Origin of the sequence: Pseudomonas sp. S30_BP2TU TE3576, assembly GCF_050436025.1 — a bacterium.
GTDB lineage: Bacteria > Pseudomonadota > Gammaproteobacteria > Pseudomonadales > Pseudomonadaceae > Aquipseudomonas.
This window is the reverse complement of the sequence record NZ_JBNDLK010000001.1, coordinates 5660776-5675054: the sequence shown is the minus strand read 5'-3', so window position 1 is coordinate 5675054 and position 14279 is coordinate 5660776. Positions and strand designations below refer to the sequence as shown.

General features: G+C 56.3%; 14 protein-coding genes and 1 pseudogene. 8 read left to right on the top strand and 7 right to left on the bottom strand.

Translation table 11 applies throughout. The features are described 5' to 3' along the window. Positions 1–39: 39 nt before the first annotated feature. Positions 40–984 (bottom strand): LysR substrate-binding domain-containing protein, encoded by a 945-nt coding sequence (locus ABIA48_RS26000; protein WP_429492351.1) that lies wholly within the window; start codon positions 982–984, stop codon positions 40–42. A gap of 181 nt (positions 985–1165) precedes the next feature. On the opposite strand from ABIA48_RS26000, the gene ABIA48_RS25995 reads away from it, so the two are divergent. The 3 genes from ABIA48_RS25995 to ABIA48_RS25985 all read left to right on the top strand — a co-directional run bounded on the left by ABIA48_RS25995 (position 1166) and on the right by ABIA48_RS25985 (position 4710). Then, a complete protein-coding gene (locus ABIA48_RS25995; RefSeq protein WP_429492349.1) occupies positions 1166–2395 on the top strand; it encodes a CaiB/BaiF CoA transferase family protein in 1230 nt (409 codons plus the stop codon). Then, positions 2392–3186, top strand: a complete 795-nt coding sequence (gene scpB, locus ABIA48_RS25990) for a methylmalonyl-CoA decarboxylase (protein ID WP_429492347.1) — start codon at positions 2392–2394, stop codon at positions 3184–3186. The genes ABIA48_RS25995 and scpB overlap by 4 nt, the downstream gene beginning before the upstream one ends. 171 nt (positions 3187–3357) lie before the next feature. After that, entirely contained in the window at positions 3358–4710 is a 1353-nt protein-coding gene (locus ABIA48_RS25985) for an SLC13 family permease (protein ID WP_429492345.1), read from the top strand. A gap of 150 nt (positions 4711–4860) precedes the next feature. Here the strand turns inward: ABIA48_RS25985 and ABIA48_RS25980 are convergent, their stop codons facing one another. Beyond that, complete coding sequence (locus ABIA48_RS25980; protein ID WP_429492343.1) at positions 4861–5760, bottom strand: DMT family transporter; 900 nt, start codon at positions 5758–5760, stop codon at positions 4861–4863. A 167-nt stretch (positions 5761–5927) separates the two neighbouring features. Then, positions 5928–7007 carry an SDR family oxidoreductase gene (locus ABIA48_RS25975; RefSeq protein ID WP_429492341.1) on the bottom strand — a complete coding sequence of 360 codons (1080 nt, stop codon included), beginning with the start codon at positions 7005–7007 and terminating at the stop codon, positions 5928–5930. A 73-nt stretch (positions 7008–7080) separates the two neighbouring features. Between ABIA48_RS25975 and ABIA48_RS25970 the strand changes: the two genes are divergently transcribed. Then, positions 7081–7470, top strand: coding sequence for a MerR family transcriptional regulator (locus ABIA48_RS25970; RefSeq protein WP_116264669.1), 390 nt, complete (start codon positions 7081–7083; stop codon positions 7468–7470). Between the two features lie 126 nt (positions 7471–7596). On the opposite strand, the pseudogene ABIA48_RS25965 reads toward ABIA48_RS25970, so the two are convergent. Both ABIA48_RS25965 and ABIA48_RS25960 read right to left on the bottom strand, forming a co-directional pair. Further along, positions 7597–7815 (bottom strand): annotated as a pseudogene (locus tag ABIA48_RS25965) (transposase domain-containing protein); the annotation flags it as partial. Positions 7816–8046: 231 nt separating this feature from the next. Further along, positions 8047–9096 (bottom strand): DUF3592 domain-containing protein, encoded by a 1050-nt coding sequence (locus tag ABIA48_RS25960; RefSeq protein WP_429492339.1) that lies wholly within the window; start codon positions 9094–9096, stop codon positions 8047–8049. Positions 9097–9397: 301 nt separating this feature from the next. Here ABIA48_RS25960 and ABIA48_RS25955 point away from each other — a divergent pair, with 301 nt between their 5' ends. Continuing rightward, positions 9398–9697 carry a cupin domain-containing protein gene (locus tag ABIA48_RS25955; protein WP_429492946.1) on the top strand — a complete coding sequence of 100 codons (300 nt, stop codon included), beginning with the start codon at positions 9398–9400 and terminating at the stop codon, positions 9695–9697. Further along, positions 9697–10503, top strand: coding sequence for a lytic transglycosylase domain-containing protein (locus ABIA48_RS25950; RefSeq protein ID WP_429492337.1), 807 nt, complete (start codon positions 9697–9699; stop codon positions 10501–10503). The genes ABIA48_RS25955 and ABIA48_RS25950 overlap by 1 nt, the downstream gene beginning before the upstream one ends. 98 nt (positions 10504–10601) lie before the next feature. Here ABIA48_RS25950 and ABIA48_RS25945 read toward each other — a convergent pair whose 3' ends face one another. After that, positions 10602–11030 carry an MAPEG family protein gene (locus tag ABIA48_RS25945; protein ID WP_429492335.1) on the bottom strand — a complete coding sequence of 143 codons (429 nt, stop codon included), beginning with the start codon at positions 11028–11030 and terminating at the stop codon, positions 10602–10604. Then, the gene (locus tag ABIA48_RS25940; protein ID WP_429492333.1) at positions 11027–11341 is read right to left on the bottom strand and encodes a DUF2834 domain-containing protein; all 315 of its coding nucleotides are present in this window, start codon (positions 11339–11341) and stop codon (positions 11027–11029) included. The genes ABIA48_RS25945 and ABIA48_RS25940 overlap by 4 nt, the downstream gene beginning before the upstream one ends. A 106-nt stretch (positions 11342–11447) precedes the next feature. On the opposite strand from ABIA48_RS25940, the gene ABIA48_RS25935 reads away from it, so the two are divergent. Both ABIA48_RS25935 and ABIA48_RS25930 read left to right on the top strand, forming a co-directional pair. Beyond that, complete coding sequence (locus tag ABIA48_RS25935; RefSeq protein WP_429492331.1) at positions 11448–12272, top strand: helix-turn-helix domain-containing protein; 825 nt, start codon at positions 11448–11450, stop codon at positions 12270–12272. A gap of 952 nt (positions 12273–13224) precedes the next feature. Beyond that, the gene (locus tag ABIA48_RS25930) at positions 13225–13965 is read left to right on the top strand and encodes an NAD-dependent epimerase/dehydratase family protein (RefSeq protein WP_008047277.1); all 741 of its coding nucleotides are present in this window, start codon (positions 13225–13227) and stop codon (positions 13963–13965) included. The last annotated feature ends 314 nt before the right edge of the window (positions 13966–14279 follow it).

Genomic DNA, 14279 nt, shown 5'->3' with positions numbered 1-14279 from the left:
CCAAAACGTTTTCACACAGCCTGGACCCAAAGCAGCCCGTCAGTAGTCTTGGAGGTTCTTTCCTTTGACCTGTTCATCTGCCCACCCCGGCTGCCGCTCGAATTCCTCGAACAGCTCGAAAATGGTCGACTTGACCTTCTGCACGGCATTGCTCTCTACAACCGTGTCATGCCAGCACAGCGACAGATCCCGCTTGAACAGCCGATGATCGATCCTGGCCAGCTTGAGCCTGTGTTGCACAAGCTCAACATGGGCCGCGGCCCACGGCAGAATCGTGACACCGAGCTGCGCCTTGACGGCTGAGAACAACAGGTCGGTGGAATTGGCTTCGAATTCAACCTCGCATTTCAGGCCGGCCTCCTGCAGTGCAAATTCGACCCGACTGCGAATGGTGTTCGGAGCACAGGGCAACACCAGCGGCATCTTTGCCAATGCTTCAATCGACACCGGTTCATCCGGTAATGGAAATTCCGGCCACGCCACCAAGTACAGCGTTTCGGTTAACAGCCGCCGGAAAGCCACCCCCCGGGTTTCGACCGCATCGACATTCACCGCCAGTGCCACTCGCCCTACCGTGATCAGACGTCCGAGTTCGGCGCTCGGAGAATCGATCAATTCCAACTTGATGCCCGGATAACGGCTGCGAATCGTGCGCGCGAGCGGAATTGCCAGCATACGCGCCGTACTCGACGGCATGCCGACCGAGACTTTGCCTTGCGGGAATTCGGCGTCCTGGCGCAGCAGTTCGTGGGTGCCGTCGGCCTGGCGCAGCAGTTCGATGGCATGCCGATAAAGCGTTTGCCCGGCCGCCGTGGGAACAACACCGTGCACGCTGCGCTCGAGCAGTTGCATGCCCATGTCCTGTTCCAGGTTGCGCATCTGCTGGCTGATGGCTGGCTGCGCGATATGCAGTGTTTCACTGGCGCGGGTGATGTTCCCGCACTCGACCACCTTGATGAAATACCGCAACTGGCGCAGGTCCATGTGTACCCTCCCAAGCCATATTATTTTCCGATGAGTGTAGAGGAATATCATATTTGAAGGATATGAGATACGGCGCCTAGACTCGTCGCACAACACGAAGCGCTCACGGTCGTCAAAGGCGAGTAGTGCTTCAAAGGCCCTGGCGCAATGGCCCGTATTCAACCCTTCAACGGAGAATCCTATGCAAGCTTTGCAAGGCGTGAAAATCGTCGACCTGAGTCGCGCACTGTCGGGGCCGTTCTGCACCATGGTGCTGGCAGACCTCGGTGCCGATGTGATCAAGATCGAGCCCGGCCCGACTGGCGATATGAGCCGCACCTGGGGCCCCTTCGACCGAGGCGTGAGCACCTACTATTTATCGTGTAACCGCAACAAGCGCGGCATGTGCATTGACTTGCGCAATCCCGAAGGGTTGACCACCATCCAGCAGCTGATCGATGACGCCGACGTCGTCATCGAGAACTTCAAGCCTGGCACGCTGGAAAGCATGGGCCTCGGTTATGAGGTGCTCAGCGCCCGCAATCCGCGACTGGTAATGGGCAGCATTAACGCCTTTGGCGCCGACGGGCCGATGAGCAGTTGGCCGGGCTTCGACCAGATCGCCCAAGGCTACTCGGGGCTGATGAGCCTGACCGGTTTCGTCGATGGCGACCCGACACGCACCGGCACCGCCATCGGCGATTTGACTTCGGGCATGTGGTTGGTGACAGCGGTGCTGGCCGCGCTGCTCGAGCGCGAGCGCACCGGGCGTGGCCAACATGTCAGCACGTCGCTGCTGGCCAGTCTGGTCGGGTTGCTGAGTGTGCACGGCCAACGCTACCTCAGCCTGGGGGATGTGCCGCGCCGCACCGGCAACGCCCATTCGGTGATTGCACCTTACGGCGTGTTCCAGACAAAAGATGGCCCGCTCAATCTGGCGCCGATCACCTCGGCCATGTGGGGGCGTTTGTGCGCACTGCTCGATTTACCCGAGCTGCCGGACGATCCGCGCTTCGCCACCAATGAAGCGAGGGTCGAACGACGTGATGAACTGAGAGAAATTCTGGAAAGTCGTTTGAAAACCCGCAGCAAACGCGAGTGGACCTCGCTGTTCGTCGACGCAGGATTACCCGCCGGCCCGATCAACACACTCGATGAGGTCTTCGACGACCCGCAGGTGCTGCACAGCCAACTGACCGAGACACTCACACACCCGACACTTGGTGCACTGCGTCAGGTAGTGACCCCGGTGTTCTGCGACACTGACAGTGTTGTCAGCCGCCCACCGCCACTGCTTGGCGAACATACCGTCGAAGTATTGCGCGAAGCCGGTTTCGACACTGCATCAATCAACGCATTGCTCGCCGCGAAAATAGTGTTCCAGAACTCCGATGACATGACCGGCGCGCAATCGACAGGAGCCACACAATGAATCCAGCCTCTTCCACAACCGTGACCGTCAACCGGGTCGATGAACGCATCGCGCGGCTGGTCTTCAGCAACCCCACACACCGCAATGCACTCAGCGCGCAGTTGCTGATGGCGCTCGACGAAAGCCTCGTCGCCCTGGCGTCACAACGCATCCCGGTGGTGATCCTCGGTAGCGAAGTCGGCCAATCCGTGTGGAGTGCCGGCCACGATATCCGCGAACTGCAACACGACCGCGACCCGATTGCCTATGGCAAACCGCTCGAACAGGTATTGCGCCGCATCCGCGCCTATCCCGGCGTGGTGATTGCCCTGGTGTCCGGCTCGGTGTGGGGCGGCGCGGTGGATCTGGCAATGAGCTGCGACATGGTCGTCGCGGACCGCAGCGCAAGCTTTGCCATGACTCCAGTGAACATTGGATTGCCGTACACCACCAGTGGATTGCTGCGCTTCTTCAACAACTTGCCGATTCATGTGTTGAAGGAGATGTTTTTCACTGCACAGAAGCTCGACGCGGAGCGGGCGGAACGGTTTGGTCTGGTCAATCGACTGGTCGACACTGATGTGCTGGAAGCGACCGCGCTGGAACTGGCACACAGCATCGCCGGCAAAGCACCGCTGGCCGTTGCGGCGGTCAAGGAACAATTGCGTATCCTCGAAGACCTGCAACCGATTCCGGTGCAGGCGATGGAGCAGATTGCCGAACTGCGCCGACAAGCCTGCGCAAGTGCTGACTTTGGCGAAGGACTGGCAGCCTTTGCCGAGCGCCGGCCAGCCGCATTCAATGGCAATTAGCACGACAGCGTTGAAAGCTTCTGTGTTTGCACGACCGACTTCGCAGGCAAGGCACGCTTTCTCGTTTCGGCGCACGCCCGGCCCGACGTGAGTCGGTTGCTAAACATCCCGAAAAAATAACAACAAGGACGATACCTGCGGGACCGTCCGAATGCGGGGAGTCAGATTGAAATGAATAATGAAATTCTGTCAATTTTAGTGCTGGTGGTCATTTTCGGCATCGCTAGCGTGTTGCCCATCAACATGGGCGCGCTGGCGTTCGCAGCGGCCTTTATCGTCGGTTCGGTAATAATGGACATGACATCGGCGACCATCTTCGCCGGCTTTCCCAGTGACCTGTTCCTGACTTTGGTCGGTGTCACCTATTTGTTCGGCATCGCCCAGAACAACGGCACCATCGACTGGCTGATCGAACGGGCAGTGTTGATGGTGCGTGGCCATGTCGCCTGGATACCCTGGGTGATGTTCGTGGTGGCGGCGCTGCTCACCGGTTTCGGTGCGCTGAGCCCTGCGGTGGCAGCGATCCTCGCGCCTATTGCTCTCAACTTCGCCGTGCAGTACCGCATCAACCCGGTGCTCATGGGGCTGATGGTGATTCACGGCGCTCAAGGCGGCAGTTTCTCCCCTGTGAGTATTTTCGGTGGCATAACCAATCAGATCGTTGCGTCTTCCGGGCTGCCTTATGCACCGTTCACTTTGTTCATCGCCAGCCTGCTGTTCAACCTGGGGATTGCCATGGTGGTATTCGTAGTCTTCGGTGGTTTACGTAGCGCTCGCCTGTCATTGGTGGCGGTTCTGCCCGGTCCCGAGTTGCATGCTGCTGGTGCATCGCTGGCCATTCTTGGCCACGGCGGTACGCCGGCGTCCCCTGCTTATCATCGTACAGACCTGACGGGTGCCGGTGCGCCACTACAGACCCTCAGCGGCCTGGACGGAGCCAAGCTGTCGACGCTGGTCGGGCTGTTGGCTCTGGCGATCTCGGCATTAGTGTTCAAGTTCAATATCGGCTTGGTGGCCATGACGGTCGCGGTAGTCCTGGCCATGTTCGCGCCCAAGGCGCAGAAGGCGGCCATTGACAAGGTCAGCTGGTCGACTGTTCTGCTGATCACCGGGATCATCACTTACATCGGAGTGATGCAGACCATCGGTACCATCGACTATGTCGCCCATGGCATCTCCGGCTTGGGTGAACCGCTGCTGGTCGCTTTGCTGCTGTGCTTCACTGCCGCAATTATCTCGTCCTTCGCTTCGTCCACGGCGTTGCTAGGGGTGATCATTCCCCTGGCCGTGCCATTCTTGAGCCAGGGCCACATCAGTGCGGTCGGCGTGGTTGCGGCTATCGCCATTTCCACCACCATCGTCGACACCAGCCCGTTCTCCACCAATGGTGCGCTGGTGGTTGCCAATACCCCCCCGCAGGAACGAGAAAAAGTGTTGCGCAGCCTGCTGATCTACAGCGCGGTGGTTGCCCTGGTGGGACCCTGTGTTGCCTGGTTGACCCTGGTGGTGCCCGGGGCGCTCTGAGCTATCGGGTCAGGCCGTGATCAACCTGACGGACTCCATTTTTCCGCCCCCCGTCCCGGATAACTCAGCACAAACTGGACATGCGCCTTCACCCCTGTAGCCAGGGTCGAAAACCACTGATTGCCAAAGTAATCAGGATCCGAAAATAGCTCACTCGGTCGAAGGGACGGATGGTTTGCTGCCCAAGCGGATTAGTTCATTGGAGAAACACAGGCCGACGATGATCAGTGCCGCTCCCGCGTACAGACTTTCGCGCGGTACTTCATTGAGCACCACAAACGCCAGCAGCGCGGCGAACAGTGGCTCGGTCAGCTCCAGCGCTTGCACTTGGGATGGCTTGAGATACTCGATGGCCTTGGTGGTGCAGAAGAAGCCCAGGATTGTCGGCAGCGTGGCCAGCGCCAGCAGCGCAGCGATCGCCAGCGGCGACAGCTCGCCCATCGCGAAACCATCGGCCGCAGCCGGCATCAACAGGTACAGGCTGCCAAAGAACAACAATTGTCGGGTGAAGTGCAGCCCCCCCGACACCCCCATACGCTTCATGGCAACCGAAAAGGCCCCATAGCCGGAGCCGGCCATGGAGGCGAGCGCAGCACCTTGCAGGGTAAAGCCCTGCTGCAGGTCGCCGCCGAAGATCACCGAGATCCCGGCGATAGCCAGTGCGGCACCAACGGTAGCGTTCGCGGTGATGGCATCCTTGAGGAAAATGCGCCCCAGAATGATCGAGGAAATTGAGGCACTGGCCATCAGCACCACCACCACACCTGCCGCAGCGTAGTGTCGATAGGCGGACGTTTCGAAATGGAACAGCACAAAGATGCCAAGGAATGCGCAGATAGCCGCCTGAGTCCATTTGGTCGACGCCGCCGGGCGCTTGAGGAAAAACAATAAGATCGAGAGCAGCACGCAACCCAGTACGGTCTTGATGACAGCGACACTGCTAGCGGTGAAACCATTACTCATGAGTACTTTGCTGAGTACACCGATCGTTGCGTTCAGTGCCGCAGCGGAGAGTGCAAATATGACGCCTTTGCTGAAAGTAGATTGCATTGATGACGATCCCTGTCGCTGAATTGTCGTTCGATAGAATGCCGCCCTACATCGACGGCGCAAAGTTTGAGGATACGAAGATCCCACCAACCCCGGTATTTATTGTGGCATAAGCCGGATCGCCCAGTAGGATGCTATTCGCCTTCTTGTCGCCGCCAAGGGAGAAGTCAGAGGGCCTGGCCCTTGGCTATGCAATATGAGTTGACGAACGTTGCAGTGTGCTGCAAAGACTGACGTATATCCGGTTTGGCTATTCCATGCCTGTTGGCAAATTGCTCGACCGCCGCTGTATCAAAACGAGTGGTCTGGATAAAGTCCAAGGCTTCGGGTTTTGTATTCAAAAACCGCGCGACGGGAGGAATACTCAGTAGCAACTTCAGCAATCGGAGTGAAATGTAATGCTTGGGAGACTTTAAGCCCAAAGGTTGTGCCACCTGTACCAGGAGTTCTCGCAAGTTGGGAGTTTGGTCATCAAGCGCCAGCAGTTCCTGGCCCACCATGGTAGGATCAAAAGCACAAACCGCCACCAGCTCAACCAGGTAATCCACGGTGACCAGTGGCAGCCAGTGCGCGGCGGTACCGGGCACTGCAGTCAGCTTTCTCTGCACAAGGTTGCGTATCAGCTCCACCAGCGGCTGACCGTCAAGGATATGCCCCGTGCGGCTGTGGCCACAAACCGTCGCGGGGTGGACAACGGTAATCTCCCCGCCCTTGGTGGACATGACCTCCAGGGTCGCAAAATGCGCCTCCAGCTTGCTCCCCTCGTAACCACCGACACGTCGGTAGACGGCAGGCCAATTCGTCAGCTGCGGATAACGAGGATCAATGCCGATGCGTTGCAGATGTTCATGATTTTTCAGCATGTAGCCGCCAATCATCACTAACCGGCTTTTTTGCTCAGCCGCCAACAGCGCCACGCGCTTTGCCCCTTCCACATTCACCGCACGAGAATGCTCCACTGAAAGCCCCCATGCGAAGTGGGCGCCCAGGTGGAATATGACTCTGGCATGCCTTAGCACTTCCCGGTCAGCAAGACTCAGCCCGAGGTTGTCCCGTTCCAGATCGCCAGCTACGGCAAATACCCGGGTTGCGCACCCTCCCAAATTGTCGACTTGCTCGCGCAGTGCAGCGAGTCGCTCTGGGCGACGCATCAACACCCGAATGGTGTGACCTTTTGCACTCAGGTACGCCACCAAATGTTGACCGATGAAGCCGGTGCCCCCCGTGACAAAGCACTCCACGCTCATTTCCTGCTCCTTGTTTAAGGTGAGAAATCAAGCGTAAACTATCGACCCAACTCTATAGTCAAGCGGTGTTTTCATGAAAATCGGCGAACTCGAGGCCCGCAGCGGCGCCAGCCGCCATACGCTGCGTTACTACGAGCAAATCGGCCTGATTTCACCGCTGCGGCAAACTAACAACTATCGCGTTTACACAGCGCAAACTCTGCAGGATCTGGACTTTATCCAGCGCGCGCAAAGCATGGGGTTTTCCCTGGGGGAAATAGGCGAGATTCTGGATGCGCAGCGGAACAAGCTGATCGATTGTGCTGACGGCGCTAAGCTGATTGAAAAGAAGATGGCAGAAATCAAACAGAAAATCGCCAACTTCCAAAGCATTTATCGGTATCTGGATGAAGAGCGTGCAAACCTCGAAGCCAGTGCTGCCAGGCAACTTGAGCTTCAGCAGCTCAACAACTCTTCCAACTGAACTGTCAGCATCCGGGAAACGGAAGCTGCAGCCTGCTTCCAGTTTCAAGCCCATCGCTTACGCACTTTCTAAAACCTTGTGGCCGGACCCTGGATAGTAAGCGTCCGCCCAAAAGACCTTGTGTGGTTAAACGGGCGCCCATCTATGCGGCAGCAACTCGATAATCTCGCTCGGCCGCTGCATCGGCAGTCGCGTGAGCACGCCCTTTAAATACGCATACGGAACATGGCCGTTAAACCGTGCCGACTGGTTCAAACCCATAATCGCAGCCGCACGTTTGCCGCTGCGTAAGGTGCCCGCGAATAGCCAGTTTGAACGCCCGAAAGCCCATGGCCGGATTTGATTTCCACATCAGTGAATTGCTCCGGATTTGCTAGACACATGGCAGCAACGTGACTTGCGTCCGAGCCTCACCTTTAATGAATCGCTTCATGATCGTCCCCGCCACGATCTCGACGATCTGAAGGTTAGACAATCGCAGGCGTTTTCACACAGCCTGGACCCGAAGCAGTCTTCGCTAACGATTGAACTCACTGGCCTGAACCGCCGTTCGGGCAGGTCCGGCGGCATGATGGGTCAGCCCGAAAATATGTACTTGCCTTTGATTTTCCTGGGACTGACGAAGACGAAGTCTGGAAAGATTTTTCCTCGGACGTACCAAACAAAAGCCAGGATAGCGATACTTATAGCTAATGCGATAGCGGCTGTTGGCGGATTCGATGTAAACCTCTCAAGCGATCTTGGGAATTGGGGAAGCGCAAGGATTATGTACGCGTTGTAGGCGCCGACGCGATGGTTGTAGAAGCCCCATACCAAAAACAAGGGAATCAAGATCATTGAAAAACCCATAACCCATTTGGCCGTTGGTCCCATCCTGGCGCCGATGTCCAATCCCAGAATGAATGCAATCAAAGCCTGGACGAGCATTATCGTGATGAGAATATTGACCTTGCGATCGTGCTCGTCACAACGAATTGGATCTGCATACGAGGCTATAAAGTAAGCAAGTTGACTGTCTTTTACACCCTGCCCGGAGAGTTGTGAAAACACTTCCGACTTTGCAGTGCCGGCGGCGAGTAGCTCGCGAACTTTTTTCTGAACTTCTTTCTTGCTCAAAGTTGAATGTGAAATGCTTTCTCCTTGCGTCAACTTGACAGATTTCTTAGCAGGAAACACCAGGACAGCTACGGCCCCGATAAAGGTTAGCGTGCCCAAAAAAACGCCGACGTAAAAACCCCCACCCAGCGAGTAAGTACCTGGCTTCACTCTATCCGGCTTTGCAGGGTCGACAAGAATTTCGATCACTTTTCCTTCCCTGTATGTTGCAACTGATCTTTCGACCGACTCCAGGCTGGTCCTGCAGGGCCGCTGCGATATTTCGAGCGGATAAGTGTATTGCTGTCCGTTCAACTCAAAGGTCACGTTGACCAGAGGGCAATAGGTCATACCCTTACTGCGCATCTCCTCAGAAATGGAGACAGTGGCGACAGTGGCATTCAACTTCTGCCAAGTCTTCGTCTCGTCCACCTCCTTGTACGAGGAAAGAGACACGAGAAGGCAGAGCAAGGCAAAGAAAAATAAAACAATGAACAGGGCCGTCCTTAGCAAGAGCAAGAAGGTCTTCATAAGGCTCCTTGGCTAACATGAAATGGAGGTCAGTTGGGAAATGACACCTTGGCGGCAAGTCCCCCTGCGTGCGGTGTAATGATGCACTGAGGTTAGTCCGTAGATACTCAAATGCAATGCAACTTCCCGCGCTTGCGCTCCTGGCCGGTTTCTGGCGGTTCCCACCGGCAGCTTCACGCCCTGAGGAAGTCAGTCAACCAAAATCGAGGTTCTTGAGGAGTGATGAACCGCTGGGTCTTTGCAGGAAGCAGGCGTGTTTCGGTCACTGCGTAGACCGAGATGCGAGTGCAACTTCGACGAGATGTGCCACATCCTCGGAGGCATCGTGCGCCTGACCGATGCGGACGGCGTGGCGAAGACCTTCGGGCCAGGGGATTCGTTCGTGGCGGCGGCGGGGTTCAAGGGAACCTGGGAAAACATCACGCCTGCGCCTCGCCTGGGAACGCCGGCAGCCCGTACGTCAACGCAAGCTCCAAGGCCGGTTACAAGGGGTATAACTATCAGAACAAAAGGCGGGTCACGCAGAATAGGCCCTCCAAAGGCAGCGCCCGGGCCAGGCGCTCCAGGCCTGATCGGCCACCTGCGGCGCGGAGCGATTTGATGAGTTCCAGAGCATGGCGATGGGCTCGCAAGAGCCTTCTTGGCTGCATCGAGCTGACCTTGCTGGTCGCTCCACTGTGCGCCAGCGCCATGTTCAAGTGCCAAGCCAGGGACGGAGCCATCAGCTACACCAGCCAAGCCATCGCCAGCGCCCGCTGCACTCGCCTGAATGGCATGACGGGCGCCGGTGTCGGCGCCAAGGCAATGGCCCTGCCACGGCTTGTGCGGAACGACGACTCAGGCGCGGTGCGGATTCGGGTGTTCACCTTCATCCACAGGGGTATTCGTCAATATGTGAGCCGGCGCCCCGTCGGGATCTCGGCACGGGTCGATGTCCTTGAGCTCTATTACATCAAGGGTTGCTATCTGTGCATGGCGCCGAAGGATTTCAAGGTCACCTCACTGCGCCTGGACACCCATTCCTATCGGCGGGAGATCGAAGCCGCTTCGGGTCATTATGGTGTCGACAGGGCGCTGGTCCGCGCAGTGATACATGCCGAATCGGCGTTTCGCCCCAACGCCATTTCCGAAGCCGGCGCCCAGGGGCTGATGCAGTTGATGCCCGCCACCGCCGAGCGCTTCGCCGTGGACGATCCGTTCGACGCACGACAGAACATTCGTGGCGGCGTGCGCTACCTGGCCTGGCTGCTCAAGCGCTTCAACGGCAACCAGATGCTGGCGTTGGCAGGTTACAACGCCGGTGAAGCGTCGGTGGTCGAGTACAACGGGGTGCCTCCCTACGCCGAGACGCAATCCTACGTCACCCTCGTGCAATCCTTGACCGAACGCTATCGCAACCATCGCTAGTACCGCAGGGCGCATAACCCGGAACAGGTAATACGCCGGGCCGGGGAATGGTTCAAGCGAACGTACACTCAACAAAGGCAAAGCCATGGCCCGTCCGATCATGACATCAGCACATTAATGGTGATCGTCGCGCAGAAGCCCAAGAGACACAGAATCCCGACACCATAGAAAACGGTGCGCCAAGGCTGGACGCCCTTCAGGTATGCCAACGTGTGCAGGACTCTGGCGATGGTGAACAGAACGCTCAACCATGCCGTGATGGAAGCAGGTGCATTCATGGCAACGGCGAGCCCACCCAGCGCGAAGAATGCGGGGATGCTTTCCAGGTCGTTCGCCCAGGCCCTTGCCGCGCGAGTCACTTGCGCAAGCTCCTTTTCACGAGCGATTCGATTGAAAACAGCGGCGTCCTCTGTGTTCGTGAATGCCCTGAAGCGTAGGCGGAAAAAGCCCTGATAACAGGAGACCGCGAACATCTTGAGGAACAGCACAACCACACAGAGTGCGTAGACGGTCAAGGCACTGGTCATGCCTGGCGCGCCCTATTAAAGCCTTTGACTACGAGATACAGCAGCGGCCCCACGGAAACAAATACAGCAGTCAGTATCAGGTAGGGAAGCAGGTCCATGAGTGAACCTCCTCGCGATCGGTTGTCTTTCGCCATCCAGATGCAGGCCAGCGCTGCCATAAGGTACAAGTCGATGACCAACTGGGCAGTGTCAGGTCGGGAAATCAGCTCAAGCCCAAAGGCCAACAGCGACTGCTCAGCATTCAGCATCGTCCAGCCGGTATACATCGAAAAAAGCACCAGCGATGCCAGCGCAATGAGGCGAGGTACCATAGTCCTGTCCTTGGTAGGGTTTCCTGGCACAGTAGTGGCAGGGTTGCTGGCGCTCAATGACCTGTGAGGTCATGAAGGCCGAGCACAAGGACGTCAGAGGCGAAGCATGAGTAATCACCTGTTCCATCATAAACATCCCCCGCCGGCCACAACGGCGGGCCAGCACGTGCGCCACCTACGTCGGCAGGCAGGGCTAAGCCAGCTCGATCTTGCACTCATGGCCGGGGTTTCGCAGCGCCACCTCAGCTGCGTCGAAACCGGCCGCGCCAAGGCGAGCACAAGTACCTTGCACGCCATACTTTCGGCCCTTGGAGCGCCGCTGAATCACTGCAACGAAGTCTTTCTTGCCGCTGGGTACGCGCCCCGCTACGCCGCAACGTCGCTCGATGCGCCCGCCCTGGAAATGGTACACAAAGCCATCGATCACATCCTGCGTGCGAACAATCCGGCGCCAGCCATCGTTATCGACAGCAACTGGGATATCACTGCTGCGAACGTGAGCACGGGGCTACTGTTGGCGATGGCGGGGGTGGCACAGGGCGTGGCGTCAGGTTTCAATCTGCTGGAAACACTGCTCTGCCCCGGCGGACTCGGTGATCGGTTGGCCAATGCACAGGAGATCCGTGCTGCTGCGTGGCAGCGCGCCTCTAGAGAGTCAGTTGGCAATCCAGCGCTCGCAACGCGCTTGCGCAACCTGCCAGCTCCAGCCATTGCCTTGCAGACACCCCCTGTCAGCCCTTTGCTGCTGACCCGTGTGTGCACCCCGGATGGAGAGTTGAGCTTTCTCTCAACCTTCACTACCTTCGGCATGCCCCTGGACATCACCGTGGAGTCGCTGCGAATCGAACATTTGATACCTGCCGATGTGATGACCAAGCGCAGGATGATGCATGCCTTCGAAGAATGGAACGCGGATGACGGCCAATCATGAATGGCCGCACAACCCAATAGCGGACATTCACGAAAGTCTGTTTTCGGCCAGAAGCGGTCGGTGGACAGACTAGTCGCAAATAGGTAGCTTCCCTTCTGCGCTGAACCTTTACCGCAGATGAGCTTAGCCTCATCCCAGCAGCGTTTCTCTCTGGGTCATGTTGCGTTTACTGCGACTCCTTCTAGGCTAGACAATGGCTTCCAGGACGACAAGAAACGTTATAGGGCATACCGTCGCCTTTGAACGCGACAGCGATGTCGCCTAATAGGATTTAGGAGTTGCACGTGTATTACCCAATAACGCCATATGTCCTAGTATTCACAGCGCTGATAATAACTGCCTTATCAATCTCGTCACTTCATGTATTCAGATTTGCCAAAACACTAAAGAGCAACCAGGCGCCATTCTACATAGCCTTTGCAATCATTGCTTCTGTTTTAGCCTTTACCACCCTAGAGCTAATTCTTCATTTAACAATTCAGAAGCATCCAATTAGTGTGGCTATTTTCGCCTCACTTGCTTTTTATCTAGTTATGGCGTCTATTTTTCTGGCGCAATTTAAGCTTAAATCAACTATATATATCACCTACGTAATATGCGGCGGCGCAATATTTGTCGCTTCTTGCCTTCCAATCATTTTATGGCTAGGTTGCGCTACGGGCCCAGTATGTATATAAACATATCATTATTGGCCACACCAAAGAACCGAGTGAAGTAACTCATAACAATCGACTCAAAACGCTCGCTTCGCTCACTGGACTCGGAAAAATTGCACTTTTTCTCGCCTGTTAGCTTAATCTTCATGAATGTCTGCAAAGGGTTTACTACCCTTGGCGACAGGCAACAATCGGCCAGAAACGGACGTGTTGACGCTTGTTACTCTCATTGGAGGTTGTCAACCGACCACGGCGCTGGGAAGCTACAGTGACGTTTACCATAAGGACATGCTGAAATGAACGCGCGAAAAATTTTAATCACAGGTGCTGCGGGCCGAATCGGCAGCGCTTTTTGGAAAGCGCATTACGATAAGTCAGATTTGCGTTTAGCCGACATAGATGTATCAACACTTCCGCAATCGGCACAACGTTTCGCTCTCGACATCAGCGTTCAAGCCAGTTGCCTTGAAGCTTGCGAAGGCATACATACAGTGATTCATCTAGCTGCTGACCCTCGCCCAGACGCCGATTTCATGACATCCCTGCTCCCTGTGAATATTGTGGGTACCTACAACATGCTATTCGCCGCAAAGGCTCAAGGCTGCGAGCGCTTTATATTTGCGAGCAGCGCTCAGGCTATCGAAGGTTATCCAGAGGATGTCCAGGTACATGAATGTATGGCACCTAAGCCAGGCAATTTATACGGGGTCAGCAAAGCGTTCGGGGAAGCTCTGGCTTCGATGTATGCAAACGATGGTCAAATGACAACAATTGCAGTCCGTATTGCAAACGTAGCTATATTTCACCAAGGGGAAAACCACAGTCACAGGGATGTAGCTGCTTTTATTAGTATCAGGGATGTTGTCGCACTACTTAGTAATTGCGTCGAGGCCGAGCTGAGCGGATTTCATGTTATCCACGGGGTCTCAGATAACAGATATAAGCGGCTTTCTATCGAGAAGACCAGAAAAGTTGTGGGGTACGCTCCCTTTGATGATGGATTTGAGATTCTGGAAGGACACGCTCAACCTGACTGAACTACTTCATTAATTGCTGCCCCTTCGACTGTCCGCTTCGGGTCGGTTGCTGCCCTTCGTGACAGGCCGCAACCGACCCAGAGCTGACGGTGGGAACCGGCAGAAACCGGCCAATAGCTGCCTGCTGGAACCGGCTGAAATCGACCCGAAGCGGTCATTCGTAGAGTCTCTCTTGCAAGGTTGCTCGCTTATTTGCGATGCGAACGCTCGATCCACCCAATGGTGCAACTCAGCCCCTTACAATTTTGCCAGCAACAGTTCTTCGTCCCGACATGAATGATAGCATTTTGATCTAAGCGTTTTTAACTTGCCGG